This is a genomic window from Nocardioides panacis (assembly GCF_019039255.1).
Classification (GTDB): domain Bacteria; phylum Actinomycetota; class Actinomycetes; order Propionibacteriales; family Nocardioidaceae; genus Nocardioides_B; species Nocardioides_B panacis.
Genome location: NZ_CP077062.1, coordinates 3,650,529 through 3,675,392, shown reverse-complemented (window position 1 = coordinate 3,675,392; position 24,864 = coordinate 3,650,529). Strand labels below are relative to the sequence as shown.

The window sequence follows — 24,864 nt, the reverse complement described above, 5'->3', positions numbered from 1 at the left end:
CAGCGCGCTACGGCTGGATGTCTGGAGTGCACCGGGAACGACGGAGCACTGGCGCTCCGCGCTGGGATCCTCGGCCCCGTCCGTGTACCCGCCGGAGCCGGTCGCGAATCCAGTGACTACCCGGTCCCGTGCCCAGCGAGCCGCGCGGCCAGCTCCTGGTAGGCGGGGTGCAGCTCCTGCCACCGCGCCCGCGCGTCGCAGCGTGCACGGCCGGCGAGGTAGGCGGCGAGGTCCTCGACGTGGACCTGGTCCCCTGCGCCGTAGGCGGCGATCTGGTCCAGCGGCAGGCCGCGGTCCTCGATCACCAGGACCGTGTGGTCGCCGTCGGCGGTGAGCACCGCCTCGAGGACGCCGTCCGGCTCGTCCGGGGACGTGGTCAGGATCCGCAGTCGGTGCGGGGGCTGGCACACGTCCACGCGGCAGGTGCCCTCCCACCCGCTGGCGTAGTAGTGCGCGCGGAACTCGCCGCCCGGACGGAGGTCGCCCTCGACCTCGCCGAGCCAGCGGGCCAGCCGCGGTGGATCGGTGAGGGCTGACCAGAGGTCGTCGATGTCGGTGTCGAACCGGTCCTCCAGGCGTACGACGCCCGTGCCGTCCGCTGCTCGCAGGATGCCCAGGGTGCGCACGGTTCCAGGTGTGTCGGCGGTCATCGGGAGTCCTTTCGTGCACGCTTGCCGCGTGCGACCTCGGTGTGGAGTGCGTCCAGCCGCTGTTCCCACTGCGCCAGCTGTCGACCCAGCCAGTCGTCGATCTCGGCGAGCGGCTGGGGGCGGAGGGTGTAGACCCGCCGCTGCGCTTCTCGGTGCACCTCGACCAGGCCCGCCTCCCGCAGCACCCGCAGGTGCCGTGAGACCCCGGGGCGTGCGATCGGGACGAGCGCCGCCAGCTCGCCCGCGGTGGCCGGGCCGGCGGCCAGCGCCTCCAGCATCGTTCGCCGGCTGTCGTCCGCGAGCGCTCTCAGAGCGTCTTCCATGGTCCCTTCGTACCAAGCCAGTTACGTACCCGTCAAGGTACCTAGCAGCCCGACGCCCGCCCGCCGCGCACAGCCCGCAGCACGAAGGGTCAGGCCGTGGCCTTCTCGGGGTCCTTGGGGATCAGCAGCGCGGCCACGAAGCCGATCACGGCGATGACGGTCATGATGACCAGCGAGACGGCGAACGACCTGTTGCCCGGGAAGGCATCAGCGGCGAGGACCGAGCCGGCCAGGGCGACGCCCAGCGAGGAGCCGAGGTTCGACACGCTCCGGGAGACCCCGGAGATGTCGCCCTGGTCCTCCTCGGGGAAGGCCGACTGCACGACGTTGACCGAGGACGTGAGCATGACCCCGATGCCGGCGCCGACGAGGAACAGTCCCGGCATGAAGGTCCAGTTGCTGGAGTGCTCGCGGGCCAGGGCCAGCACCAGCAGGAGGCCGATGATCGTGACGGCGAAGCCGCGCCGGATCAGGAACCGCTGGGAACGTCGCCGGGCCAGCCGCTCCGCGGTGCCGGCCGCCAGCAGCACGCCGACAGTGGTGGGGGTGAGCATCAGACCGGTCTGGATGGCGTTGTAGCCGCGCACCTGCTGCAGGAACACCGAGATGACGAAGAAGGACCCCTGCATGGTGAGCCACTGGATGGTCTGCGTCGTCAGCCCGAGGTTGGAGGTCCGGTTGTGGAACAGCCTGGTCGAGACCAACGGGTCCTTGCCGTGCCGCTCAGTGGAGCGGAGGTGGAGGAAGAACCACAGCAGGAACAGCGCGCCGATGACGAGGTAGAGCCACACCGGGGAGATGCCGCCCTGCGGGAGGACGACCGTGCCGCCGACGGTGAAGTCGGCCCGTGAGCGGAACCATCCGTACGTCGAGGACTGCAGGATGCCGAAGACCACGAAGAAGAGACCTGCCGCGGAGAGGATCGCACCGGTCAGGTCGAAGTGCGGCGCGGCGCTCTCGCGCGGTGGGTCGTCGATCTTCCGGGCCAGCACGGCCACCAGCGCGACGATGAGCACCTGCAGGACGAACGAGGCGCGCCAGCTGATCGCGCTCGTGACGAGGCCGCCGATCAGGGGACCGGCCGCGGCGCCCAGCCCGGCGGCGCCGCTGACCATGCCGAAGTACTTGGCTCGCGTCTTGGTGTCCGAGAACAGCACCGTGATCAGGATGTAGATCGGGGGGATCAGAAGGGCGGAGCCGACGCCCTCGAGCAGCGAGTAGCCGACGATCATCAGCGGCAGCCCCTGGGACAGCGAGGCCAGCAGGGCACCGGCGCCGTAGATGGCCAGCCCCCACATGAAGCAGGGCTTGCGGCCCCAGATGTCGGTCAGCTTGCTGCCGGGGATCATCAACGAGGCCATCGTCAGCGTGAACAGCGTGATGGTCGTCTGCATGCCGACCACTGTCGTGCCGATGTCGTCGGCGATCGTGCTGATGGCCACGTTCATGTTGCTGCCGGCGTAGCTGGCGACGAACTGCGCCAGCGCCAGGGGGAGCACGACGGCACCCGACGCGACGCCGGTCCGCGCGGACGATGAGGTCATCGCTCCGGCTCCAGGGTGCTCTTCCACCGGGTCTGCATCGGCACTCCCGTGGTCGGGACACAGCGTTGTGTCTGGACTGGTACGCCGGCGGCGCGCGCCGACCCAGCCTCACAGTCTGGGTGGGGAGGCCGGACCGACGCCTCGTCTGGGCCGGATGATTCAGGGCCGGGGCCGCGGACTCTGGTAGAACGAGACGCGTCCGGCACTGGAGGTGACGAGGTGACGAGCAGCCCGGGAGTGCACGAGGTCCTGGCCACGGCCGAGGGCGAGGCGTTCAGCTCGCTCCGGAAGCGACCGACGTCGCGACGGGAGCGGTTCGCGCTGGGTCGGGCGCTGCGCAAGCAGGTGCCCCGCAAGGCCCTGGGCGGCTGGGAGGCACCCGCCGACCGGCCGGACCCGGTCCGGCTGATCCAGGAGTCCCACCGCGGCCGTGTGGACGAGCTGGTCCCGATCCGGGTGAGCCGGATGGTCAGCTCGCCGTACGGCTTCCTGCGCGGCACCGCCATCGTGATGGCCGCGGACGTCGCCGGCCTGCCCGCCACCGGGATCATGCCTGTGGCCTGCGGTGACGCGCACCTCGGGAACTTCGGTTTCTACGCCTCCCCGGAGGGTGAGCTCGTCATCGACCTCAACGACTTCGACGAGGCCCACCCGGGCGGCTGGGAGTGGGACCTGCGGCGGCTCGCGGCCAGCATCTGGGTGGCCGGGCGGGAGAACTCGTCCGGCGAGCGGCAGTGCGCGGAGGCCGTCAGGTCGTGCGTGTCGGCCTACCGGGCCGAGGTGAACTTCCTGGCGGAGCAGCCGCTGCTCCAGCGTTCCTACAACCGTCTGGACGTGAAGCGCCTGCACGAGACTGCCAGCGAGAAGACGCTCCGGGCCGAGATCGCGCGGTCCGCCAAGCGGGCCCGGAACCGGACCAGTGACCGCGCGCTGCCGCGGTTCACCCGCGAGCACGAGGGGCGCCGGCGCATGGTCGACGAGCCGCCGTTGATCACCCACGTGTCCGACGAGGACAGTGACCAGATCGCGGCCGCGCTGGACGAGTACCTCACCACCCTGGCGCCGCACTGGCGGCGGGTGCTGGGCGGCTACACCCTGCTCGACATCGCGCACAAGGTGGTCGGGGTGGGCAGCGTCGGCCTGCGTGCGTACGTCGCGCTGCTCGAGGGCAGCAGCCCCGAGGACGTGCTGTTCCTCCAGCTGAAGCAGGCCCGCCGGTCGGTGCTGGCCGAGCACGTGCACGGCGAGTCCGCCTGGCACGCCCACCAGGGCCAGCGGGTGGTGGAGTACCAGCAGGCCCTGCAGACGGTGAGCGACCCGCTCCTCGGGTGGACCACCGTCGGCGAGCGGCAGTACTACGTCCGGCAGTTCCGGAACATGAAGGGCACCATCCCGCTGGACGCCATCGATCCCGCCGCGCTGGCCGACTACGCCGGCATCGTGGGACACCTGCTGGCCAAGGGGCACGCGCGCACCAGCGGGGCGTCGATGATCGCGGGCTACGCCGGCGGGTCCGCCAAGCTGGACCGGGCGATGGTGCGGTTCGCCCGGTCGTACGCCGACCAGACCGAGGCCGACCACGCCGCGCTGGTCCGGGCCGTCAAGCGGGGCACGGTGCCCGCCACGGAGGGTGCCCTGGACCGGACGGGCTCCGCCTTCCGTCCCTGACCTGCCGGGCCTCCGCCCGCCGGCGGATCCTGCTCAGGCGTCGTACCGACCGACGAGCTGCGCGGGCTGCGGCTTGCCGACGTGCCCGGCCTCCTGCAGGATCGGCGGCACCTCCGGGTCGGACACGAACTCCTGCCAGCCCTCGGGATCCCAGTCGAACAGCACCCAGACCCGGTTCTCCTCGACAGGGTCGCGGAAGACGGTCGAGCCCTTGGACCCGTGCTGCCCGCGCTTCTCGGCGCCCTTGGTCGAGAAGATGGTGAGGAACCGGTCCACGTCTTCGACCTTCGTCGTTGCCAGGATCATCTCGGGTCTCCCTCTGAGTCAGGGTTGCCGGTCGCGCTCTGGTCGCGGCCCTGGTCCTTCACTCTTCGCCCGTCGGGCGCCCGCTGCAACAACGACCGCGGGGCAGGGTTGTCCGGATGTCCCGAACGCCAGGAACCTCGGCTCTGGAGGGCCCACGCCGGCGCAGGTGGTCTACTCCCGGGTGCTGGCTGTCGAGCCGCCCGGCACGACAGAATCGTTGCGAGGCCGGGGAAGGAGCGAGGCGATGGCGACTCTGTTGTCGGTCAACGTCGGGATGCCCGAGGACGTGACGTGGCGCGGTCGCACCGTGCACACCGGCGTGTGGAAGAGCCCGGTCACCGGGCCCCGGATGGTCCGCCGCCTGAACATCGACGGCGACGGTCAGGGCGACCTGGTCGGGCACGGCGGCGAGCAGCGTGCGGTGCTCGTCTACCAGGCCGCGTCCTACCGGCACTGGGAGGAGTTCTTCGGGCGCGACGACCTGGCGCACGGTGCCTTCGGGGAGAACTTCACCGTCGACGGTCTCGCCGACGACGCGGTCTGCATCGGGGACCGGTACCGGATCGGCGAGGCGGAGTTCGAGGTCACCCAGCCGCGCGTGACCTGCTTCCGGGTGGGGATGCGGATGGGGGGAGCCGCAGCTGCCGTCGCTGCTGGTCGCGCACCGCCGCCCAGGGTTCTACCTGCGGGTGCTGGCCGAGGGCCACGTCAGTGCCGGTGACGAGATCGTGCGCACGGCGCGCGGGCCGCACGCGCTGACCGTGGCCGACGTCGACGCGCTGCTCTACCTGCCGGGGCACGACGTGCAGCAGCTGCAGGCAGCCCTGGACGTGCCGGCCCTCAGCCCGGGCTGGCGCGAGTCGTTCCGCACCATGGTGGAGAACCACGCGGAGGCCCGGCCCGCCGGGATCGCGGTCGCGCCCCCACCGGCCTGGGCCGGCTTCCGCCCCCCTCACCGTGACCGACGTCGTCGCCGAGAGCGGGTCCGTGACGTCGTTCCGGCTCGCGGGGGACGCGCCGCTCCCGGCGTACCGGCCCGGCCAGTTCCTCACCGTCCGGGTGCCGGGCGCGGGCGACCCGGTCCCGGTGCGGACCTACTCCCTGTCGGGCGACGCGGAGGGCGGCGGCTACCGGATCAGCGTCAAGCGCGAGCCGCACGGGCTGGTCAGCTCCCACCTGCACGCCCACCTGCACCGCGGGGACCGGATCGAGGTGGCGGCGCCGCGGGGCGACTTCGTGCTCGACGACGGCACCGGGCCGGTGCTGCTCGTCTCCGGCGGGATCGGCCAGACGCCGCTGCTGGCGATGCTCCACCGGCTCTCGGGCGAGCGCAGCAGGCGCGAGGTGTGGTGGGTCCACGCCACGCACGACGCGGACAGCCATGCCTTCTCCGTCGAGGTCTCCGACCTGCTGGGGCGACTCCCGGCCGCGCAGTCCCTCGTCTACTACACGGCTCCGGCGCAGCCGCTCGCCGCGGGACCGGGAGTCCGGGCCGGACGGCTCACCCCGGAGGTGATCGGCGGCCTGGGTCTCCCGGCCGACGCGACCGCGTACGTCTGCGGCCCGGAGGCGTTCATGGACGACGTCACGGCCGCCCTCGCCGGGGTCGGCGTGGCAGCGGCCCGTATCCACACCGAGCGGTTCGGGTCGCGACCGCCGATCAACCCCGGCGTCGTCGGGGACGCCGCGCCGCCGCCGCACCAGCCTCCCGGGCCCGCGGGCACCGGGCCGGCGGTGACCTTCGCCCGGACGGGGCTCGCCACGAGCTGGTCGGACCGGTACGCCTCGGTGCTCGAGCTCGCCGAGGCGTGCGACGTACCCACCCGGTGGTCGTGCCGCACCGGCGTCTGCCACACCTGCGCCACCGCGGTGCTGTCCGGGCAGGCGGCGTACGTGACGCCGCCGCTCGAGCCACCCGGCGGCGACGAGCTGCTCATCTGCTCGGCGCGGCCGACGGCGGACCTCGTCGTGGACCTCTGACCGCGAGCGGCTGTGGGACGCTGGTTGTCATGCCGTGGGTGCCCGAGCTGTTCACAGCGCCGTCGCTGCAGCGGATCCTGGACGAGCGACGTCGCGACGAGCTGGTGTCCGTGCCGTACTTCGACGGCCTGATGGCCGGTGACCCCGACCCGCTGGTCGAGTCGTTCGCCGGCGAGCCGCAGGTGCACGACCCGGTGCGCGGTCGGATCAGGGGCAAGGCGGCGTTCCGGGCGTTCGTCGCCGAGACCAGCGCCTGGCTGCACGAGCGCCACGCGTCGGTGGACGACGTCGACCACGTCATCCACGAGCGGTCCGGGTTCGAGGAGGTGGTCCTGCACCTCGACACCGAGCACGGCCCGGTCGACCTGCCGGTCGCCGTGGTCGCCGAGCGCGAGCCGGACGGGCGCATCGACGAGGTGCGGGTCTACTTCTCGAGCCGGCCGCTCACGGGCCGACGCACGAGCCGTCCCCCGTTGCTGCAGGCGGACCCCGACCTGCCCGTCCCGGACGCCGTGGCGACGTACCTGGGGGGCGTTCGCGGCCGGAGACGTCGAGGGGGTCGTGGCCGCCTTCGAACCGGACGGCTGTGCCCACGACCCGTCGGGCCGGCACGTGCACCGCGGTCCGGACGCCCTGAGCGCCTACTACGCGGGGCTGTTCCCCGCCGGCGGCGTCCCCGTGGAGCCCTGTGCACTCGTCGACGACGGCCGCGTGTGCGCCCTGGAGCACAACGTCGTGCGCCGGGACGTCTCGCAGCCGCTGCGTCAGGCGGCGCTCGGCGTCTTCAGCGTGGGCCGCACCGGCAGGATCGCGGAGGTCCGGGCGTACGGCGACACCGCGCCGGAGGGACCGGGGACGGACTAGCGCCGGGTCGGGCGGCGACGTCAGGAGCGGCCCGCACCGGCGGCGGCCCGCCGGTCCCAGCCGTGGAAGCGGGAGAGGTCCCCGGCGTCCCAGGCGTCCCGGAGCCCGGGGGTGCTGAGGTCCCAGTCGGGACGGATCTCCCGGGTGACCTCCCGCAGGTCGTGCCAGAGGTCCGTGACCGAGGGGCGACCCCAGAACCAGTAGCCGTTGTAGATGCTGTGCACCACGAGCCCGGGCTTCAGGACGAGGGTGTGCGGGATCATCGGGTCGTGGTCGGGGTCGGTGTACTCCGCGATGTCGAGGTCCCGCTGGACGGTGCGTCCGGGGTCGGAGAGGAACGTCCACTGCGCGCCGACCGAGGCGCGGAACTCCTGGAGCTCGTGGTGCTCGTCGGTCGCGATGGTCGCCACCTGCGTGTAGGCCACCGCGATCCTCGGGTAGAACGCGGCGAGCTCGAGGTGCTGCTGGTGCTCCTTGGGGCAGTAGTGGCCGCGGGCGAGGGTGAGCACGACCGGGTCGCCCCCCCTGGAGCTCGCTGAGCCTCCTGGGGACGTTCGTGTGGTCGGGCAGCTCGTAGTCGGGGAACGTGCCGCCCGGGACGATGTCGGAGCGCATGGTGGAGGCCCTTCGGTCGATGGTCCACCGCGGCTGGTCAGCCGGGGACGAGCTGCTGGCCGCCGTCGATGTCGTACGTCGCCCCGGTCAGGGCGGTGTTGGTCATGAGGTGGACCGCCAGCGCCGCCACGTCGGCCGGACCGACCACGCGCCCGATCGGCAGGGTGCTGCGCAGCTGGTCGCGGCGGGCCTCGAGCTGGTCGGCGAGCAGCGACGCCGACAGCGGTGTGTCGACGAAGCCGGCGGCGATCAGGTTCACGCGGACCGGCGCGATCTCCAGCGCCAGGTTGGCGGTCAGCGCCGGCAGGGCCGCGGTCGTCGCCGAGATGATCCCGAGACCGACGCCCGTGCGGCGGGCACCGGTGCCGCCCATGAACAGCAGCGTGCCTCCCGGACGCACCCGGGGTCCGGCGTACCGCGCCGCCCCGAGCATCACCATCGGGTGCTCGGACAGGGCCCGGCGTGCCTCGTCGAAGTCCATCTCGGCCAGCGGTGCGTAGTAGGGCCGCCCGGCGGTCACCATCACGTGGTCGATCGGAGCCTCGAGGCCCGCGAAGAACCCTTCGAGGGCGGCCATGTCGTGCGCGTCGAACGTCGCGGTGCCCAGCGCGTCGAGGTCGGTCGCGGCGCGCCGCAGCCGCTCGCCGTCGCGGCCGGTCAGGATGACGTCGGCTCCCTCGGCCCGGGCCCGTCTCGCGGTCTCCAGGCCGATCCCCGCGCTGCCGCCGATCACCACGACGGTCTGGCCCAGCAGGTCCGGCTCGCGTCCGGGTGCCGGGACCCTCTCGGTGGTCACGGTCCCGCCTCCGGTGGTGCCGCGCCGACCGTCTGGTAGCCCGCCGCGACCTCGGCGCCGAGCGACTTCAGCGCGGCGACGTAGATCTCGGAGAACGTCGGGAACGGCTGGATCGTGTCGCGCAGGAGGTCGAGCGGGACGTGTGCGCGAATGGCGACCGTGGCCTGCTGCAGCCACTCGCCCGCCTCCGGGCCGAGCGCGTAGGCGCCGGTCAGCCGCCGACCGTCGCTCAGCAGGGTCAGGAAGCCGTTGCTCTCTGCGTAGGCGCGTGTGTAGGTGGCGGTCTTGGCCACCTCGGACAAGAGCGCCGTGGCGCTGAAGCGGTCCTGCGCGGCGCCCACCGCCGCGGCCTGTGGGTCGGTGTAGGTCACACGAGGCACGGCCTCGTAGTTGGCCCGTCGTGCCTCCCCGAGGATGTTGGCGGCGACCACCTCGCCCTGGTACTTCCCGACGTGCGTGAGCGGCCACAGGCCTGTGACGTCGCCGATCGCCCACAGGTTCTCCGCCGCGCGCAGGTGCGCGTCGACCGGGACCCCGTGCACGTCCGGTTCGACGCCGACGGTCTCGAGGCCGAGCCCGTCGACCCGCGGGCGCCGGCCGGTGGCGACCAGCAGCCGGTCGCCGCGCAGCTCCCGCCCGTCGTCGAGCGTCGCGACGTAGTCCTCGCCGTCGCGTCGTACGGCGGTCACGCCGGCGGACAGGGCGAGCTCGACGCCTTCGCGGAGCAGGACCTCGCCCAGCGCCTCGCCGAGCGGAGCCGGCTCCCGGGCGAGCAGGTGCGCGGCCATGTCGACCAGCACGACCTCGCCCCCGAGCCGGCGCACCGCCTGCGCCATCTCGACCCCGACCGGCCCGCCACCCATGATCAGCAGCCGGCGCGGGACGGCCCGCATGGACGTCGCCTCGCGGCTCGTCCAGACGCCCGGGAGCTCGCGCAGGCCGGGCACCGGCGGCACCACCGGGTCGGCGCCGTTCGCGAGCACCACGTGGTCGGCGGTGCGGCGCGCGCCGTCGACCTCGACGACGCCCGGGCCGGCCAGCCGGCCGGTGCCGCGCAGCAGGTCGATGCCCTGGTCCGCCAGCCAGCGCTCCTGCCCGGCGTCGGAGTAGTCCGAGACCATGAAGTCGCGCCAGGCCAGGACCGCCTGCACGTCGACCCGGGCGGTGGCGGCGGCCTCGTTCGCCCCGTGGACCGCCTCGCCCGGCCGCAGCAGCGTCTTCGACGGGATGCAGGCCCAGTAGGAGCACTCCCCGCCCACCCGCTCGCGCTCCACGACGGCCACCCGCAGACCGCCCTCGGCGAGGGCTCCGGCACAGTGCTCGCCCGGCGAGCCGCCGCCGAGCACGATCACGTCGTAGTCGCTGGTCATGTCGGGAGCTCCTCGTCGGCGCGCTCCCGGACCATGTACAGCGCGTACCAGTCCGGCCAGTCCGGGTCGGCCTCGCCGGTCCGTTCCTCGTGCTGCCCGTGCGCCTCGGCAGCCCGCCGCAGGGCCTGCGCGAGGTCGCTCACGGACTCGTAGGTCGTGCCCATGTGCGTCTCCCCTCAGCGGCCCGGCAACCGGGTCTTGATCTCCTGGAGCAGCCAGCCGTTGCCGTCGGGATCGGTGAACGACGCGAACGAGCCGTAGTCCGCGCGTTCCGGCGCGGCACCGTCGAGGCGTCCCTCGGTGCCGGCGTGGTGGAAGATGCCGGTCACGTCGTGGAACGGCTCGCTGACCTCGACCCCCCGCGCGAGGAGGTCCTCGCGGGCCTCGTCGATGTCGTAGACCGAGAGCTGCAGCCCCTCCGCCGAGCCCGGTGGGGCCGTCGTGACCCCCGTGCCGAAGATGATCGAGCAGGCGGACCCGGGGGGCGTCAGCTGGACCACCCGGTAGCCGTCGTCGACGACGAGGTCCGCGTCGAGGCGCCAGCCCAGGCCCTCGTAGAAGCGCTTCGCCCGGTCGACGTCCGAGACCGCCACGAGCACCACCTCGAGCCGCATCTCGCCGGGCTTCACCGGGGGGCTGGCGGTCGCGGTCTCGGTGCTGGTGTCGACGCTGCTCATCTGTGCCTCCTCGCTCGACGGCGTCGTGGCTGCCCGTGGTGCGTCGGTCCCTCCACGGTGCGCCGCGGACCTGAGCGTCGTCAAGGCGTCCCCGGGCCGCCTCGCCCGGCCGGGCCGACCCCCCACCGGGTGGGGCGCAATGGTCCGGTCGGGGCCTTCTGGCGGCAGGTCCGGCGACCTACGCTCGCGGGAGTGGTCCGACCGACGACACCGTCCGTGGAGGTGGGTCATGAGAGGCACGCTGCTGACCGTCCCGGTCCTGGCGATCGCCGTCGCGGCGGGTCTGGGCACCGGTGCCTCCGCCGCCGGCGCACCGGGCGACGCGAGCACGACGGTCACCATCCAGGCGGAGGGCACCGACCTGTCCGGCGTCGTGACGAGCCCTCGCCCGAAGAGGTGTGCGGCCGACCGGGTGGTCGTCGTGGTCCGGCAGAAGGGCGCTCGTGGCGGCGGGGACGACGTGCGGTTCGCCACGGACACCGCGTCCCTCGAGGGCGGCGTCTACCGGTGGTCGACCGGGAACACCGGGACCGAGGGCAGGTTCTACGCCCGGGTCCGGCACGTCATCGGCTGCAAGGCCGACACCAGCCCGACCATCCGCGCGACCCGCAACCCCTGACCGCCGGACCGCTCAGGCCGGGGTCGTGCTCTTGGCGAGACGGAGCCAGGTGTCCACCACCGTGTCCGGGTTGAGGGACATCGACTCGATGCCCTGGTCGAGCAGCCACTGAGCCATGTCGGGGTGGTCGCTCGGCCCCTGCCCGCAGATGCCGACGTACTTCCCGGCCGCACGGCAGGCGCGGATGGCCCGTTCGAGCATGAACGAGACGGCGGGGTCGCGTTCGTCGAAGGAGGCGGCGACCAGGGCGGAGTCCCGGTCCAGGCCGAGGGTCAGCTGGGTCATGTCGTTCGAGCCGATCGAGAACCCGTCGAAGTGCTCGAGGAACTGGTCCGCGAGGATGGCGTTCGAGGGCACCTCGCACATCATGATCACCTGCAGGTCGTTCTCGCCGCGGCGCAGCCCGTGCCGGGCGAGCAGGTCGATGACGCCCTCGGCCTCGGCGAGGGTGCGGACGAACGGGATCATGATCTTGACGTTGGTCAGGCCCATCGTGTCGCGGACGTACCTGAGCGCCTCGGCCTCCATCGCGAAGCAGTCCACGAAGTCGGGCGAGAGGTACCGCGACGCGCCGCGGTAGCCGATCATCGGGTTCTCCTCGTGCGGCTCGTAGAGCTCGCCGCCGGTGAGGTTCGCGTACTCGTTGGACTTGAAGTCGCTCATCCGGACGATCACCGGGTTCGGCGCGAAGGCCGCCGCGATCATCGAGACGCCCTCGGCCACCCGCTGCACGAAGAACTCGCGGGGGCCGGGGTAGGCCGCGATCGTCTCGGTGATCTGGTCGCGCAGCGGACCGTCCAGGGTCTCCAGCTCGAGGAGTGCCTTGGGGTGGATCCCGATCTGGCGGTTGATGATGAACTCCAGGCGGGCCAGGCCGACGCCGGCGTTCGGCAGCCGCGAGAAGGCGAAGGCCTGCTCGGGCGTGCCGACGTTCATCATGATCTTCGTGGCGATCTCGGGCATCTGCTCGAGCTCGGTCTCGGTGACGGTGAACGCGAGCTCGCCGTCGTACACGAGGCCGGTGTCGCCCTCGGCGCAGGACACCGTCACCGGGCGTCCGTCCTCGAGCACCTTGGTCGCGGTGCCGGTGCCGACGACCGCCGGGATGCCGAGCTCGCGGGCGATGATGGCGGCGTGGCAGGTGCGGCCGCCGCGGTTCGTGACGATGGCGGACGCGCGCTTCATGATGGGCTCCCAGTCGGGGTCCGTCATGTCCGCGACCAGCACCTCGCCGGGGACGAACTCGTGCATCTGCTCGACCGTCCGCAGCACCCGCACCGCGCCGGCGCCGATCCGCTGGCCGATGGCCCGGCCCTCGACGACGACGTCGCCGGTGGCGTCCATCCGGTACCGCTGCTGGGCGCCGGTCACCCGCGACTGCACGGTCTCGGGCCGGGCCTGCAGCACGTAGAGCAGGCCGTCGAGGCCGTCCTTGCCCCACTCGATGTCCATCGGCCGGCCGTAGTGCTCCTCGATCGTCAGAGCGTGGCGGGCCAGCTCCTCGACCTCGTCGTCGGTGAGGCTGAGCAGCGGGCGCTCGGCCTCCTCGGTGTCCACGAACTCCGTCGTGCGGCCGACCGCCGGGTCGTCGGTGTAGACCATCTTGGTGGTCTTCGACCCGACGCCGCGCTTGAGGATCGCGGGTCGGCCGGCGCGCAGCGCGGGCTTGTAGACGTAGAACTCGTCGGGGTTCACCGCGCCCTGCACGACCGCTTCGCCGAGGCCGTACGACGAGGTCACGAACACCGCGTCGGTGAAGCCCGACTCGGTGTCCATCGTGAACATCACCCCGGACGCACCGACGTCAGAGCGCACCATCTGCTGGACGCCCGCCGAGAGTGCCACGGCGTCGTGGTCGAACTCGTGGTGCACCCGGTAGGCGATCGCCCGGTCGTTGTAGAGCGAGGCGAAGACCTCGCGGATCGCGTGCAGGACCGCGTCGATGCCGCGCACGTTCAGGAACGTCTCCTGCTGCCCGGCGAACGAGGCGTCGGGCAGGTCCTCCGCGGTCGCCGACGAACGCACGGCGAACGAACGCTCCGCGTCGCCCGACGACAGCTTCTCGTAGGCCGAGCGGATGTCCTCCTCGAGGTCGGGCGGGAACGGCTGGGCCGCCACGGCCTCGCGGATCGACCGACCGACCTCGGCCAGCCGTCGTACGTCGTCGGTGTCGAGGCCGGCCAGGTCCGAGCTGATCCGCTCGGCCAGGCCGGTCTCGCCGATGAAGCGCCGGAACGCGTCGGCCGTGGTGGCGAACCCGTCGGGCACCCGCACGCCCAGCGACGACAGGTTCCCGACCATCTCGCCGAGGGAGGCGTTCTTGCCGCCGACCTGCTCCAGGTCCTGGAGGCTGATCTGGTCGAACCATCGGACGTTGTCAGTCATGGACGGGCTCCTCAAGCGATCGGTCGGTTCTTCCTGAGCGTCTGCAAGATGATGGTGGACATCTCCTCGACCGACTTGGTCGAGGAGTCGATGACCGGGAGGTCGTTCGCCTCGTACAGGGCCCGGGCCCGTCGCAGCTCGAAGGTGCACTGCTCGATGGAGGCGTACCGGGACCCGGGGCGACGCTCGTTGCGGACGGCGGACAACCGGGAGGGCGAGGTGACCAGCCCGAAGCACAGGTGGCCGAGCTCGGCGACCGGCCGCGGAAGCTCGTGCGTGCTCGTGAAGTCCTCGTCGACCAGGGGGTAGTTGGCCACGAACATGCCGTGCTGGAGGGCGAGGTACATCGAGGTCGGGGTCTTCCCGCACCGGGACGGGGCGAGCAGGACGACGTCGGCCTTCTCCAGCGCGCGCAGGCTCTGCCCGTCGTCGTGCTCGATGGCGTACTCGATCGCCTGCATGCGGCTGTTGTAGCGCTTCACGTCGCCGACACCGTGCAACCGGGCCGCTGCGTGCGCACCGCGTGCGCCCAGCACGGCTTCGACGTGCTCCATGTGCAGGTCGAAGAAGTCGATCATCGGGCACCGGGTGCGGCGCAGCTCCCGGCGTACGTCGTCGTCGGCGGCGGTGGTGAACACGAGCGGGGTGGGTCCGCCGGTGTCCAGCACGGCGTCGAGCCGGGCGACCACCTCACGAGCCTCGGCCACCGAGGAGATGAACGGCACCAGCGTGCGCTCGAACCGGCGACCCGGGAACTGGATCAGCAGCGCGTTGCCCATCGTCTCCGCGCTGATGCCGGTGCTGTCGGAGAGGAAGAACACCGGCACAGCTGCGCTCGAGGTGTCCGCGTCCACCATGGGCCCTCCTCCTCGCGCCCGGCCGGGCTCGACCGTCCGGTCGCAGGTCGAACGCTAGTGGATGGTCGCGCCGACTTGGCTCCGGGCGCCGTGGAGGAGGCCGTCGAGGAGTCCGGGTCAGGCCGCGGCGGCGGCGTTCTCCAGCTCGGCGACGTCGATCTTGCCCATCTTCAGCATCGCCTCCATCGCCCGGCGAGCACGCTGGGGGTCGGGGTCGTCGAGCAGCTCGTTCAGCCGGCGGGGGACGATCTGCCAGGACAGCCCGAACCGGTCCTTGAGCCAGCCGCACGGTCCCGGCTCGCCGCCGCTCGCGGTGAGCGCGGCCCACAGCCGGTCCACCTCGGCCTGGTCGTCGCACTCGATGGCGAACGACACCGCCTCGGTGAACCTGAAGTCCGGGCCGCCGTTGAGCCCCTGGAACCGCTCGCCGGCGACCGTGAAGTCGACCGTCAGCACCATCCCCGGCGGCCCGGACGGCGTCTCGGCCGGCGAGCGCCAGACCTTGTCGACGTGGCTGTCCGGCAGCAGCGTCACGTAGAACTCGGCCGCCTCCTCCGCGTTGCCGTCGAACCACAGGCACGGAAACACCCTGGCCATCGCGTCCTCCTCGTGCGTCGATCTGGTCGGCGGCGTACCGCCCACCCCCGGTGGCGGCACGCCCGTGCAAGGAAGGACCGGACCGCGGCAGCAGACTCATCGGTCCGCGTTCCCCGACGCACTATCCTCAGCAGGATGAGCCGGATCTTCACCACCAGCTTCGCGTCCGTCTACCCCCACTACGTGACGAAGGTGGAGCGGAAGGGGCGCACGCAGGCCGAGCTGGACCAGGTGATCGAGTGGCTGACCGGCTTCGACCAGCCGGCGCTCGGCGCTCACCTGGCCACGGGCACGACCTTCGAGGACTTCTTCGCCGCTGCCCAGCTCCCTCCGCAGGCGTCGTCGATCACCGGCGTGGTGTGCGGGGTGCGCGTCGAGGACGTGGAGGACCCGCTGATGCAGAAGATCCGCTACCTGGACAAGCTGGTCGACGAGCTCGCCAAGGGCAAGTCGATGGACAAGGTCCTGCGGGCGTAACCCGGCTCAGCCCGCCCCCTCCGTCACCACCCGCCGGTGCAGCTCGGTGGTGAGCGTGTGGATCTGCCGGGTGATCTCGGTGTTCGTCTTCAGCTCGAGCTCGGACTCGACGAAGTCGTGGTCCGCCTTGGCCTGCTGGAAGGCGGCCTGGCGGTTCTGGCCGATCAGCACGAACGTCGACAGGAAGATCGCCTCGAGCGAGACGATCAGGGTGAGCGTCGGCCACGGGCTGCGCTCGAACACCAGCATCCAGACGGCGAAGGCGGCCGCGTGGATGTAGACGAACGTCATCGACCCGGCGAACGTGGTGATCCCGTCAGCGATCTTCAGCTGGACGCTCTCGGCGCGCTGCGCCAGCATCGCCGCCGTCACCGGGTGGACGCGGGGGGCGTGGTTGCCTGGGGAGGTCATGGACCCCAATATGGGGCATCCCCCTTCGGGGCGGTCGTGCGACCTCAGCCCAGCTCGAGACGCATGGTCGAGCGCCGTGCGGCGGGTCGGGCGACCGGCCGGGTGACGACTGCTGCGGCGTCCACCTGCCGCAGGCTACGCGGGTGGCACGCTCCGTGCCGTCCGACACCGGGGCTACTTGGCGACGGTGTAGCGCACGTGCGTGGCGTACGGCGAGCTGCGGACCTGGGCCACCTCGAGGTCCACGTCCCGGTCGAACCCGTCGAACAGCCGCTTGCCCGCACCCAGGATCACCGGGGCGGTCGAGATGACCAGCTCGTCGACCTTCCCCGCCGCCAGCGCCTGCCGGATGACGTCGGCGCCGCCACCGAGGGCGACGTCCCCGTCCCCGGCCGCCTCGCTCGCCCGGGCGAGTGCCGTGTCGAGGCCGTCGACGAACCGGAAGCCGGCTTCCGGCGCCGGCTGGTCCTCGGTGCGGTGGGTCAGCACGAACAGCGTCCCGGGGAACGGGTTGGTCCCTCCCCACGCCCGGGCCGCGTCGTACATCCCGCGGCCGACGACCCCGGAGGCGAGCGTCGAGACGAGCTCGTCGTAGAACTCCTTGTCCGGGCCGTGCATCGCGAAGTCGTGGTCACCCTCGTAGGTCCACGGACCGCCCATGACCCAGTAGTGGAGGCGCTCGCCCCCGCGGCCGAGGCCGAGCTCCGGGCCGTCGTCCGGGCCGGTGACGTAGCCGTCGACCGACGTGGTGATGGACGCGATGATCTTTCCCATGGTTCCTCCTCCGGTGACCCTCACGAGGGCAGACCGGTCGGGTCCGCGGGACTCATCGCCCGGCGCTCACCCGGCGCTCACCCGGTGGGCACGCGTTGCTCGGCCTCGGCGATCGCCCAGGCCGCGTTGACCAGGCCGATGTGGCTGAAGGCCTGCGGGAAGTTGCCGAGCAGCTCCCCGGTCGCGGGATCCACCTCCTCGCCGAGCAGCCCGACGTCGTTGACGTAGCGGGCGGCCCGCTCGAACACCTCACGGGCCCGCTCGGCCCGGCCGGCCATCGCCAGCGCCTGGGCGAGCCAGAAGGTGCAGAGCAGGAAGGTGCCCTCCTCGCCGGCGAGACCGTCCACGCCGTCCTCGGTCCGGTAGCGGTAGACGAGACCACGCTCGTCGGTGAGCCGTTCCTCGATCGCGTCGAGGGTGGCGAGCACCCGGGGGTCCGTGGCGGGGAGGAAGCCGACGATCGGGAGCATCAGCGTGGAGGCGTCGAGGGCGTCGGTCCCGACGTACTGGGTGAAGGCTCCGGCGGTGTCGCTCCAGCCCTCGCGGACGACGGTCTCGGCGATCTGGTCGCGGACCCGCTGCCACTCCCCGACGCGGGACCGGTCGCCGATGACGTCGGCCAGGGCGACGGCCCGGTCCAGCGCGACCCAGCACATCACCCGGGAGTGGAGGAAGTGCCGGGGGGCGCCGCGCACCTCCCAGATGCCCTGGTCCGGTTCCCGCCACCGTACGGCGGCCGCGTCGGCGAGCGCGGACAGGAAGCGGCGGGTGTCCGCGTCGAGGTCGTGCAGCTGGTCGGTCAGCCGGCTCGCGGCACCCAGCAGCTCGCCGTACACGTCGAGCTGCTGCTGGCCCCAGGCGCCGTTGCCGACCCGGACCGGCGCGCTGTCGCGCCACCCGGACAGGTGCGGCAGGCTGCGCTCGCTGAGGTCGTGCTCCCCGCCGACGCCGAACATGATCTGCAGCGCCCGGTCCGGCCCCACCCCGGAGGCGGCGGCGGTCGCCATGAACGCGAAGAAGTCGTCGGCCTCGTCCGGGCAGGCCGCGACCCAGAGCGCCTCCATGGTGAGGCTGGCGTCGCGCACCCAGGAGTAGCGGTAGTCCCAGTTGCGCTCCCCGCCGACGCCCTCGGGCAGCGACGTGGTGGCCGCCGCGACCACGGCCCCGCTGGGCTGGAAGGTCAGCGCCTTGAGCACCCGTCCGCTGGCGTGCACCAGGTCCTGCCACGGGCCCTCGTAGGACTGGTGCAGGGTCGACCAGGACCGCCACGCGTCGACGGTGCGGTCCAGCACGGCGGCGATCTCGTCCTCCGCCCAGACGTGGGCCGGGGTCTCCTCGAGGGTGGACCGGTGGAGCGCGAAGTACAGGGTCTGGCCGGCGGAGATGCGGGTCCTCCCGACTCCGGTGCCGCGGGTCAGCGACAGCGGGACCGGCGTCGTGAGCACCAGCCACTCCGCGCCGCCGCGCGCGGTGACCCCGCCCGGTGTCTCGGACAGCAGCGACACGACCAGCCCGTACTCCGGCCGCGGCGCGTAGGAGACCTCCAGCTCGTCGGCTCCGGACACGCAGGTGACCGTGCGGAGCAGCAGGTGCGGGACGTCCCGGCCCAGCCGGTGGCCCTCGTTGTCGGGGCCCATCGCGAGGGCGTCGGTGAGCACCACGGTGGCCGACGGGGTGTGGAAGGTGGTCTCGAGCACCAGCGTCCCGTCGAGGTAGCGCCGGGTGCTGCTGAAGTCGCCTGCCGGCCGGATCGACCAGTGGCCGGCGTGGTCGTCGAGCAGCCGCGCCATCACCGACGGGCTGTCGAAGCGCGGGAAGGTCAGCCACTCGACGGACCCGGAGGTGTCGACCAGGGCGCTGGAGTGGCAGTCCGAGAGCAGGGCGTGGTCGGCGATCGGTGTGGCGCTCATGGTTCCTCGCTGCGGGTCGTGGAGCGGCGTGGCACCGTCCCTCGACGGTGGCAGCGGTGCAGCGCGTTCCCGGTGACGTCCAAACCACCACCGGCGCTCGCCGCACGTCAATGGCCACTACGGACGGTGCGGAGCGACGACGCGGACGCTGTCGTCGGGCGCCGGCATGACCGATACTGCGGCTCCGGGGGTACGTCGCAGCACGACCGGGAGGCGCCGACGATGGCAACCGACGACCGCACCGACCAGCACGTCGCCGATCTCACGGAGCTGTGGTCCGTCGCCGCGCAGGCCTACCTGGACGGCGACCTGCCCCGCTACGCGGCCCTCGCGGACCACGCTCCCGACTTCACCCTCACCCCTCCGTACGGCGGCGACCCCCGCCATGGCTTCGACGGGTCGGACCAGGCCGTCGAGCGGACCGCGAGCACGTTCCGCGGGGGAGAGGTGCACCTCGAGGTCCACGCGGCGTACGCCTCGGACGGTCTCGCGGTCCTGGTCGCCACCGAGCGGCAGCACGGGACGGTCGGCGACCTGCCCCGGCAGGAGTGGTCGCTGCGCATCACGCTGGTCTTCCGCCGCGACGGCGGTCGCTGGCAGCTGGTGCACCGGCACGCCGACCCGCTCACCCGCCCGGTCGGCACCCAGCTCTTCGCGGAGATCGCCCGGGGGGAGCACGCCGCGGAGTGAGGCGGGCGACCGTCCGGTCCGCGCCCACGGCGGGTCACCGACGGGTGGTCACCGAAACGACGCACCTGTGCCATGTTCCGGGGCCGGCCCCGGTGCAAGTCTGGAGCACGCACGCCGTTGCCTCGGCCGGAGCAGGACGCGTCACCTGTCGAGGGTCGGGCCGAGCGGACCGAGGTGACCTCCTTGACTCTGGCCATCATCATCGCGCTGGTCGTCGTGGCGCTGGTGTTCGACTTCACCAACGGCTTCCACGACGCGGCGAACGCGATCGCGACGTCGGTGTCCACGCGTGCGCTGACGCCGCGGGTCGCGTTGGTGCTGGCGGCGGTGATGAACTTCGTGGGAGCGTTCCTCGGCCAGCAGGTCGCGCACACCGTCTCCGACACCATCGTGCCGAACGGCTCGCCCGCGCACGGCCTGGTCATCGTGATGGGGGCGCTCTTCGGTGCCATCGCGTGGAACCTCATCACCTGGTACTACGGACTGCCGTCCTCCTCGACGCACTCGCTGATCGGCGGGCTGGTCGGTGCCGCGATCGCGTCCGGGAGCCTCGTGCACTGGTCGGTGTTCGTCGACAAGGTCGTGATCCCGATGTTCCTGTCCCCGGTGGTCGGGTTCAGCCTGGCGTTCCTGCTGATGCTGGGCATCATGTGGGGGTTCCGGCACGCGAACCCGCACCGGACGAACCGCGGGTTCCGGCTCTCGCAGACGGTGTCGGCGAGCGCGATGGCGCTGGGGCACGGGCTCCAGGACGCGCAGAAGACGATGGGGGTCATCTTCCTGGCGCTGGCGACCGGCGGGTACGTGAGCGAGGGGGACCCGTTGCCGGTGTGGGTCATCGCCGCGTCGGCGGGCGCCATCTCGCTCGGCACGTACTCCGGTGGGTGGCGCATCATGCGGACCCTGGGCCGGCGCATCATCCACCTGGACTCGCCGCGCGGGTTCGCGTCCGAGTCGGTGGCGGCGTCGGTGCTCTACGTCACCGCGTTCGGGTTCCAGGCCCCGGTCTCGACGACCCACACGATCACCTCGGCCATCATGGGCGCCGGTGCGACGCGGCGGATCTCCGCGGTCCGCTGGGGCATGGCGCGCTCCATCGTCATCGCCTGGGTGCTCACCTTCCCGGCCGCCGGGCTGATGGCGGCTGCGGCGTACTGGGTGCTCAAGGTCATCCTCCGGCTGCCATGAGCAGCCCGACCGACCCCGCGGGAGGCGTCGTGGACGGCTCACCCCGGCCCCTGCCCCAGCCGTGGCTGGACCGCGGGGAGCACCTCGTGCCGGAGGAGGGTGCCTGCCTGATGGAAGCGGTGTCGGCCGCCGCTCACCTCCCGTGGAGCGACGCCCCGGCCTGCACCCATCCGGTGCTGGCGCTCCTGGCCCGCCTGGTCAACGACGCCTCGACGGACCCCGGTCGTCAGCGGCTGACCACCTGGGTGCCCGTCCTGGCGCGGGCCGACGTGGAACCCCGGCACCAGCTCCTGGCCGCGGCGCGGGTCGCAGCCGCCTGCACCGAGGAGGCGCTGTCGTGGGGCCCGTCGTTGCTGCTGAGCCACCTGCACGGGGTCGCCACGCTGGTCCTCCGCCACGAGCTCGCGGCCGAGGACGCCGGCCCGGCCGGGGTGTCCGTCGGCGGGCGCCGGCACCGCCGGAAGGTGCGGCTGTTCGTGGCCGGCCCCGCGGCACGCGCCGTCGAGGCATCGGTCCTCGCCAGCCGGAGGCTGCCCGCGGCTCGACGGGACGACGCCCTGGCCGGGCTGCTGCGCCTGGGCGTCGAGCAGGTTGCCTACGGGCACCCGGTCGCAGCCGACTGAACCGGGTGTCGCGGTCCGGTCCGGACGCTTGTTGCTGCCCCGCCTGAGAGGGACACTGACCAGGTGGCCCGACGCGGCCGCACGGCGTCGGGCTCTCACGGCAAGAAGGTGAGTGGCATGACGCACGGAGCCTCCCTCGCGATGACCGTCGAGGCGACGCACCGCTCGCTCGAGGAGCGGGTCGCCGCGGCCCGTGCCCCCAGCCCGGGCCGGCCCCGCGACACCCCGGACGCCTTCCTGGCGGCGACCAGCCGTCACCTCGCCGCCGTGGAGGCGGTGCTGGTGCCCCGCGTCCGGAAGCAGTCACCCGCGGGGGCCCTGCTCTCGGTGGAGTACCTCGAGGCGGCGCGGTCGCTGGAGCAGACCCTGACCCTGGTCAAGGCGCGGCTCTACGGCGAGGCCCATGCGGCCAGGCTGCCGTGGCCGCGGCTGTGGGACGTCGTGCAGAGGCAGCTGTCGGAGCACAACCGGCTCGAGATCCGCCTCGTGGACGACCTGATCCGGTACGACGAGCCCGAGGACCTCGACGGGCTGGCGCAGCGCGTCTTCGACGCCGAGACCCGTGCTCCCACCCGGCCGCACCCGCACCTCCCTCACACGGGGAGGGCCAGTCCGGTGGCGCGCAGGCTCTGGGCCGTTGCCGACCGGTTCTGGGACAAGGCCGAGGGCCGGGTGGTCCCGGCACCGGTGCGTCCCGTGCCGCACCGTCACGACAGCCTGCTCGGGCAGTACCTCGTGGGGGACCCGCACTTCCAGGAGGATGCCCGGATGGTGGAGCCGCGCCACCACCGCCGCTGAACGACGGGACGTCCGTGCCCCGATGAGTTCCGCCGGGGCGGGTAGTCGGTACCCGTGCGCCCCCCGGACCCGGGCAGCGCGAGAGAGGTGGACAGCATGCGCAAGGTCGTGGCGTACACGTTGGTGTCGGTCGACGGGGTGGCGGAGTCCCCCGAGCAGTTCCTGCTCGAGTTCGACGAGGTGATGGAGGCCAACCTCGGGGAGGTGATCGCGACGCAGGACACCGTCCTGCTCGGGCGCAGGATGTACGACGAGTGGTCGGCCCACTGGCCGAAGTCCGACGACCAGCCCTTCGCCGACTTCATCAACACCGTGCAGAAGTACGTCGCGACTGCGACACCCTTGACGAGGGAGTGGACGAACGCGGAGCCCGTCCGCGGGCCGGTCGAGGACTTCGTGCGTACGCTCAAGGCGGGTGACGGTGGCGACATCGGGATCCACGGCAGCCTCTCCCTGACCCGGTCGCTGCTGGCCGCGGGACTCGTCGACGAGGTGCGGCTGCTCGTCGCGCCACGCGTGGTCGGGACCGGTCGACGCCTGTTCGAGGACGACACGGGCTACCCCCTCGAGCTGGTCCGGAGCGTCGGCAGCCCGTCCGGCTCCCTGCTGGTGCACTACCGCGTGGTCACCGGCGACTGAGCCCCGCCCGGCCCCAGGCTCCCGCCAGTGTCGGGGGCACCAGGACGGAGCCCGTCGACCGCAGCGACGCCGCCGCTCGCGTCGCGAGGGTGTCCAGACCGAGCTCCGCCTCGGTCGCCAGGCCGTGCGCGACCATCACCGGCGCCAGCGAACGGACCACGCCGCTGAGCATGGCCGGGCCCACGGGATCGTCGCTCGCGAGGTACCGCGCGATCGCGAAGCCCTCGACGTCCTCGACCCCGGCCTCCGCGAGCAGGGGCTCGAGCCGCGACCCGATGGTCGGATCGGCGCCGGCGGCGCGGAACGCCGCCAGGATCAGCGCGGCCATCCGGTCGGTGAGCGGGTCCCCGGGCTCGGACCGGAGTCCCCCGATGTCGTAGTCGAGCACGACCACCCGGCCACCGGGGCGGAGCGCCTGCTGGTGATGGCGCAGCACTCCGACCGGGTCCGGGAGGTGGAACAGGATCAGCCGACCGACGACCGCGTCGAAGGAGCGGTCCTCGCGCCACCGCGCCACGTCCCCCTCGACGAAGCGCACCTGGGGCAGGTGCTCGGTCCTGGTGCGCGCCACCTCGAGCATGCGCGGGTCGACGTCGAGGCCGACCACCTCGCCGTGCGGACCGACGAGCTCGGCGACCGCGGCCGCCACGTGCCCCAGACCGGTGCCGAGGTCCAGCACCCGCATGCCCGGGCCGATGCCCGAGGCCTCCAGCAGCACCCGGGTCGGCGCCCGGAGGAACTCTGCCTGCGCGTCCAGCCGAGCGATCTCCGGGTCGCTCGAGCCGAGAGAGTACGTCGCCATGGCTGTCCTCCTGACCGTCCTCCGTGACAGAGCGGTCGACCTCCTCCGTGATACCGCTCCCGGGACGCGGGCGGAAGACCCCGGCGGGTCAGACGACGCTGAACCCGGGCGGCAGGCCGCGCCGCCCGGTCATCGCCAGCAGGAGGTCGGGCCCGAGGCCGCGCTGGGCCGCGGAGACCGCCGCGAGCGCGGCCGCCTCCTCGACGGCCCGGGCCGGCAGCGCGATCGGGGCGCCGGTCGCGGCCGCGAGGTCGAGCCCGTGGACGCACAGCTCGAACGTGCGCGTCGGCAGGTAGGCCGCGACCCGCATGCCGCCCACGATCGTGTGCACGACGAGGTCGGGGTCGGCTCGCTGCGCCACCCGGACCGCCTCGTCCACGAGCGCGTGGAAACGGGTCGCGGGATCGTCGCCGAGATCGCGCCCGGCCCGTCGGCCCCGCTCGGTGACCGCGGCCGGGTCGAAGGTGCCCGCCGAGATGGCGGTGTAGTACGCCGCCGCCGAGTGGACCACCTCCCGGTCGACCGGCCGGGCCAGGTACTCGATGACGGTGACCAGCGAGCGGCTGGTGTGCCCGACGAGGTCGCGCACGGTCCACTCACCGAGGCCGGGACCGTCCCACGCGTCGCGGGGGACCCGGGCCACGGTGTCCCGCACCGCGAAGGCGGCTTCCGTGAAGCTGGACACGATGACGCTCACGGGACTCAGTCTCGCTCACCCGCGGTCGGCGTCGCCGGAGTGGAGGTGAGCAGCAGCCTCACGGTGCCTCCCGGTTCGGTGCGGCGGACGTCGCGGCCCTCAGTCGAGGCAGAACTCGTTGCCCTCGACGTCCTGCATCACGAGGCAGGACTCGTTGTCCTCGTCGGCGACCAGCAGCCGCACGCGAACGGCGCCGAGCGCGAGCAGCCGCGCGCACTCGGACTCCAGCACCGCCAGGCGCTCCTCGCCCACGAGGCCGGTGCCGACCCGGACGTCCAGGTGCAGCCGGTTCTTCACGACCTTGCCCTCGGGGACGCGCTGGAAGAACAGTCGCGGGCCCACCCCCGTGGGATCGGTGCAGGCGAACGCCGACCCCTGGTGCTCGGGCGGCAGCGAGCGGTCGAAGTCGTCCCACGTGGCGAACCCCTCGGGCGGCGGCGGGACGACGTACCCCAGCACCTCGCACCAGAAGCGGGCGACGCGCTCCGGTTCCGCGCAGTCGAAGGTGACCTGGAACTCCTTGACCGACACCATCGGTGCATCCTAGGGGCGCGGCCCGGCCCCTGCCACGCGATTCGGACCGTGGCACCGGTGCGGAACCAGG

Annotated in this window: 28 protein-coding genes and 3 pseudogenes; 13 read left to right on the top strand and 18 right to left on the bottom strand. The window is 72.6% G+C overall.

Going from position 1 to position 24,864, the window contains the following annotated elements; genetic code table 11:
* Positions 1 to 116: 116 nt before the first annotated feature.
* From KRR39_RS17950 to KRR39_RS17940, 3 genes are all read right to left on the bottom strand, one after another.
* Entirely contained in the window at positions 117 to 650 is a 534-nt protein-coding gene (locus KRR39_RS17950) for an SRPBCC domain-containing protein (RefSeq protein WP_216938838.1), read from the bottom strand.
* The gene (locus KRR39_RS17945) at positions 647 to 973 is read right to left on the bottom strand and encodes an ArsR/SmtB family transcription factor (RefSeq protein WP_216938837.1); all 327 of its coding nucleotides are present in this window, start codon (positions 971 to 973) and stop codon (positions 647 to 649) included. Before KRR39_RS17945 ends, KRR39_RS17950 begins: the two co-directional genes overlap by 4 nt.
* An 89-nt stretch (positions 974 to 1,062) precedes the next feature.
* Positions 1,063 to 2,517, bottom strand: coding sequence for an MFS transporter (locus KRR39_RS17940; protein ID WP_216938836.1), 1,455 nt, complete (start codon positions 2,515 to 2,517; stop codon positions 1,063 to 1,065).
* A gap of 219 nt (positions 2,518 to 2,736) precedes the next feature.
* On the opposite strand from KRR39_RS17940, the gene KRR39_RS17930 reads away from it, so the two are divergent.
* Positions 2,737 to 4,185: a DUF2252 domain-containing protein gene (locus KRR39_RS17930; RefSeq protein WP_216938835.1), complete on the top strand. Its 1,449-nt coding sequence runs from the start codon at positions 2,737 to 2,739 to the stop codon at positions 4,183 to 4,185.
* Between the two features lie 33 nt (positions 4,186 to 4,218).
* Here the strand turns inward: KRR39_RS17930 and KRR39_RS17925 are convergent, their stop codons facing one another.
* Positions 4,219 to 4,491, bottom strand: a complete 273-nt coding sequence (locus KRR39_RS17925; protein ID WP_216938834.1) for a hypothetical protein — start codon at positions 4,489 to 4,491, stop codon at positions 4,219 to 4,221.
* A 244-nt stretch (positions 4,492 to 4,735) separates the two neighbouring features.
* On the opposite strand from KRR39_RS17925, the gene KRR39_RS17920 reads away from it, so the two are divergent.
* The 5 genes and pseudogenes from KRR39_RS17920 to KRR39_RS26260 form a co-directional block, all read left to right on the top strand.
* The gene (locus KRR39_RS17920) at positions 4,736 to 5,212 is read left to right on the top strand and encodes an MOSC domain-containing protein (RefSeq protein WP_216938833.1); all 477 of its coding nucleotides are present in this window, start codon (positions 4,736 to 4,738) and stop codon (positions 5,210 to 5,212) included.
* A pseudogene (locus tag KRR39_RS26270) lies at positions 5,181 to 5,315 on the top strand (hypothetical protein); the annotation flags it as partial. The gene KRR39_RS17920 and the pseudogene KRR39_RS26270, both read left to right, overlap by 32 nt.
* A 133-nt stretch (positions 5,316 to 5,448) precedes the next feature.
* On the top strand, positions 5,449 to 6,471 hold the full coding sequence (locus KRR39_RS17910) for an FAD-binding oxidoreductase (RefSeq protein ID WP_216938832.1): 1,023 nt from the start codon (positions 5,449 to 5,451) through the stop codon (positions 6,469 to 6,471).
* Positions 6,472 to 6,500: 29 nt separating this feature from the next.
* A pseudogene (locus tag KRR39_RS26265) lies at positions 6,501 to 6,875 on the top strand (nuclear transport factor 2 family protein); the annotation flags it as partial.
* Between the two features lie 124 nt (positions 6,876 to 6,999).
* A pseudogene (locus tag KRR39_RS26260) lies at positions 7,000 to 7,335 on the top strand (nuclear transport factor 2 family protein); the annotation flags it as partial.
* A gap of 20 nt (positions 7,336 to 7,355) precedes the next feature.
* Here KRR39_RS26260 and KRR39_RS17895 read toward each other — a convergent pair.
* Genes KRR39_RS17895 through KRR39_RS17875 form a run of 5 tightly spaced genes read right to left on the bottom strand, consistent with a single transcriptional unit; the run spans position 7,356 to position 10,793 of the window.
* A complete protein-coding gene (locus KRR39_RS17895) occupies positions 7,356 to 7,991 on the bottom strand; it encodes a redoxin domain-containing protein (protein ID WP_302053596.1) in 636 nt (211 codons plus the stop codon).
* Positions 7,988 to 8,746: an SDR family oxidoreductase gene (locus KRR39_RS17890; protein WP_216938830.1), complete on the bottom strand. Its 759-nt coding sequence runs from the start codon at positions 8,744 to 8,746 to the stop codon at positions 7,988 to 7,990. Before KRR39_RS17890 ends, KRR39_RS17895 begins: the two co-directional genes overlap by 4 nt.
* On the bottom strand, positions 8,743 to 10,116 hold the full coding sequence (locus tag KRR39_RS17885; RefSeq protein WP_216938829.1) for a dihydrolipoyl dehydrogenase family protein: 1,374 nt from the start codon (positions 10,114 to 10,116) through the stop codon (positions 8,743 to 8,745). Before KRR39_RS17885 ends, KRR39_RS17890 begins: the two co-directional genes overlap by 4 nt.
* Entirely contained in the window at positions 10,113 to 10,280 is a 168-nt protein-coding gene (locus KRR39_RS17880) for a hypothetical protein (RefSeq protein ID WP_216938828.1), read from the bottom strand. The genes KRR39_RS17885 and KRR39_RS17880 overlap by 4 nt, the downstream gene beginning before the upstream one ends.
* Before the next feature lie 12 nt (positions 10,281 to 10,292).
* Positions 10,293 to 10,793 (bottom strand): VOC family protein, encoded by a 501-nt coding sequence (locus KRR39_RS17875; RefSeq protein WP_254185236.1) that lies wholly within the window; start codon positions 10,791 to 10,793, stop codon positions 10,293 to 10,295.
* Positions 10,794 to 11,022: 229 nt separating this feature from the next.
* Between KRR39_RS17875 and KRR39_RS17870 the strand changes: the two genes are divergently transcribed.
* Positions 11,023 to 11,412: a hypothetical protein gene (locus KRR39_RS17870; RefSeq protein ID WP_216938827.1), complete on the top strand. Its 390-nt coding sequence runs from the start codon at positions 11,023 to 11,025 to the stop codon at positions 11,410 to 11,412.
* Between the two features lie 12 nt (positions 11,413 to 11,424).
* On the opposite strand, the gene ppsA is transcribed toward KRR39_RS17870, so the two are convergent.
* The 3 genes from ppsA to KRR39_RS17855 all read right to left on the bottom strand — a co-directional run bounded on the left by ppsA (position 11,425) and on the right by KRR39_RS17855 (position 15,251).
* On the bottom strand, positions 11,425 to 13,797 hold the full coding sequence (ppsA, locus tag KRR39_RS17865) for a phosphoenolpyruvate synthase (protein ID WP_216938826.1): 2,373 nt from the start codon (positions 13,795 to 13,797) through the stop codon (positions 11,425 to 11,427).
* Positions 13,798 to 13,808: 11 nt separating this feature from the next.
* A complete protein-coding gene (locus tag KRR39_RS17860; protein ID WP_216938825.1) occupies positions 13,809 to 14,654 on the bottom strand; it encodes a pyruvate, water dikinase regulatory protein in 846 nt (281 codons plus the stop codon).
* Between the two features lie 117 nt (positions 14,655 to 14,771).
* Entirely contained in the window at positions 14,772 to 15,251 is a 480-nt protein-coding gene (locus tag KRR39_RS17855) for a VOC family protein (protein WP_216938824.1), read from the bottom strand.
* 135 nt (positions 15,252 to 15,386) lie between these two features.
* Here KRR39_RS17855 and KRR39_RS17850 point away from each other — a divergent pair, with 135 nt between their 5' ends.
* Entirely contained in the window at positions 15,387 to 15,728 is a 342-nt protein-coding gene (locus tag KRR39_RS17850; protein ID WP_216938823.1) for a DUF2200 domain-containing protein, read from the top strand.
* Between the two features lie 6 nt (positions 15,729 to 15,734).
* Here the strand turns inward: KRR39_RS17850 and KRR39_RS17845 are convergent, their stop codons facing one another.
* From KRR39_RS17845 to KRR39_RS17835, 3 genes are all read right to left on the bottom strand, one after another.
* Entirely contained in the window at positions 15,735 to 16,139 is a 405-nt protein-coding gene (locus KRR39_RS17845; RefSeq protein WP_216938822.1) for a DUF1003 domain-containing protein, read from the bottom strand.
* Positions 16,140 to 16,313: 174 nt separating this feature from the next.
* Positions 16,314 to 16,913: a dihydrofolate reductase family protein gene (locus tag KRR39_RS17840; RefSeq protein ID WP_216938821.1), complete on the bottom strand. Its 600-nt coding sequence runs from the start codon at positions 16,911 to 16,913 to the stop codon at positions 16,314 to 16,316.
* A 77-nt stretch (positions 16,914 to 16,990) separates the two neighbouring features.
* A complete protein-coding gene (locus KRR39_RS17835) occupies positions 16,991 to 18,823 on the bottom strand; it encodes a glycoside hydrolase family 15 protein (protein WP_216938820.1) in 1,833 nt (610 codons plus the stop codon).
* Between the two features lie 222 nt (positions 18,824 to 19,045).
* On the opposite strand from KRR39_RS17835, the gene KRR39_RS17830 reads away from it, so the two are divergent.
* From KRR39_RS17830 to KRR39_RS17810, 5 genes are all read left to right on the top strand, one after another.
* Complete coding sequence (locus tag KRR39_RS17830) at positions 19,046 to 19,513, top strand: YybH family protein (RefSeq protein ID WP_216938819.1); 468 nt, start codon at positions 19,046 to 19,048, stop codon at positions 19,511 to 19,513.
* A gap of 183 nt (positions 19,514 to 19,696) precedes the next feature.
* Complete coding sequence (locus tag KRR39_RS17825) at positions 19,697 to 20,701, top strand: inorganic phosphate transporter (RefSeq protein WP_254185235.1); 1,005 nt, start codon at positions 19,697 to 19,699, stop codon at positions 20,699 to 20,701.
* Positions 20,698 to 21,324, top strand: a complete 627-nt coding sequence (locus KRR39_RS17820; protein WP_216938817.1) for a hypothetical protein — start codon at positions 20,698 to 20,700, stop codon at positions 21,322 to 21,324. Before KRR39_RS17825 ends, KRR39_RS17820 begins: the two co-directional genes overlap by 4 nt.
* Positions 21,325 to 21,441: 117 nt before the next feature.
* The gene (locus KRR39_RS17815; protein WP_216938816.1) at positions 21,442 to 22,122 is read left to right on the top strand and encodes a hypothetical protein; all 681 of its coding nucleotides are present in this window, start codon (positions 21,442 to 21,444) and stop codon (positions 22,120 to 22,122) included.
* A 96-nt stretch (positions 22,123 to 22,218) separates the two neighbouring features.
* The gene (locus KRR39_RS17810) at positions 22,219 to 22,761 is read left to right on the top strand and encodes a dihydrofolate reductase family protein (RefSeq protein WP_216938815.1); all 543 of its coding nucleotides are present in this window, start codon (positions 22,219 to 22,221) and stop codon (positions 22,759 to 22,761) included.
* Here KRR39_RS17810 and KRR39_RS17805 read toward each other — a convergent pair.
* The 3 genes from KRR39_RS17805 to KRR39_RS17795 form a co-directional block, all read right to left on the bottom strand.
* Entirely contained in the window at positions 22,748 to 23,563 is an 816-nt protein-coding gene (locus KRR39_RS17805) for a methyltransferase domain-containing protein (RefSeq protein WP_216938814.1), read from the bottom strand. The genes KRR39_RS17810 and KRR39_RS17805 overlap by 14 nt on opposite strands.
* 88 nt (positions 23,564 to 23,651) lie before the next feature.
* Positions 23,652 to 24,260, bottom strand: coding sequence for a maleylpyruvate isomerase N-terminal domain-containing protein (locus KRR39_RS17800; RefSeq protein WP_216938813.1), 609 nt, complete (start codon positions 24,258 to 24,260; stop codon positions 23,652 to 23,654).
* A 99-nt stretch (positions 24,261 to 24,359) separates the two neighbouring features.
* On the bottom strand, positions 24,360 to 24,794 hold the full coding sequence (locus KRR39_RS17795; RefSeq protein ID WP_216938812.1) for a VOC family protein: 435 nt from the start codon (positions 24,792 to 24,794) through the stop codon (positions 24,360 to 24,362).
* Positions 24,795 to 24,864: the final 70 nt, after the last annotated feature.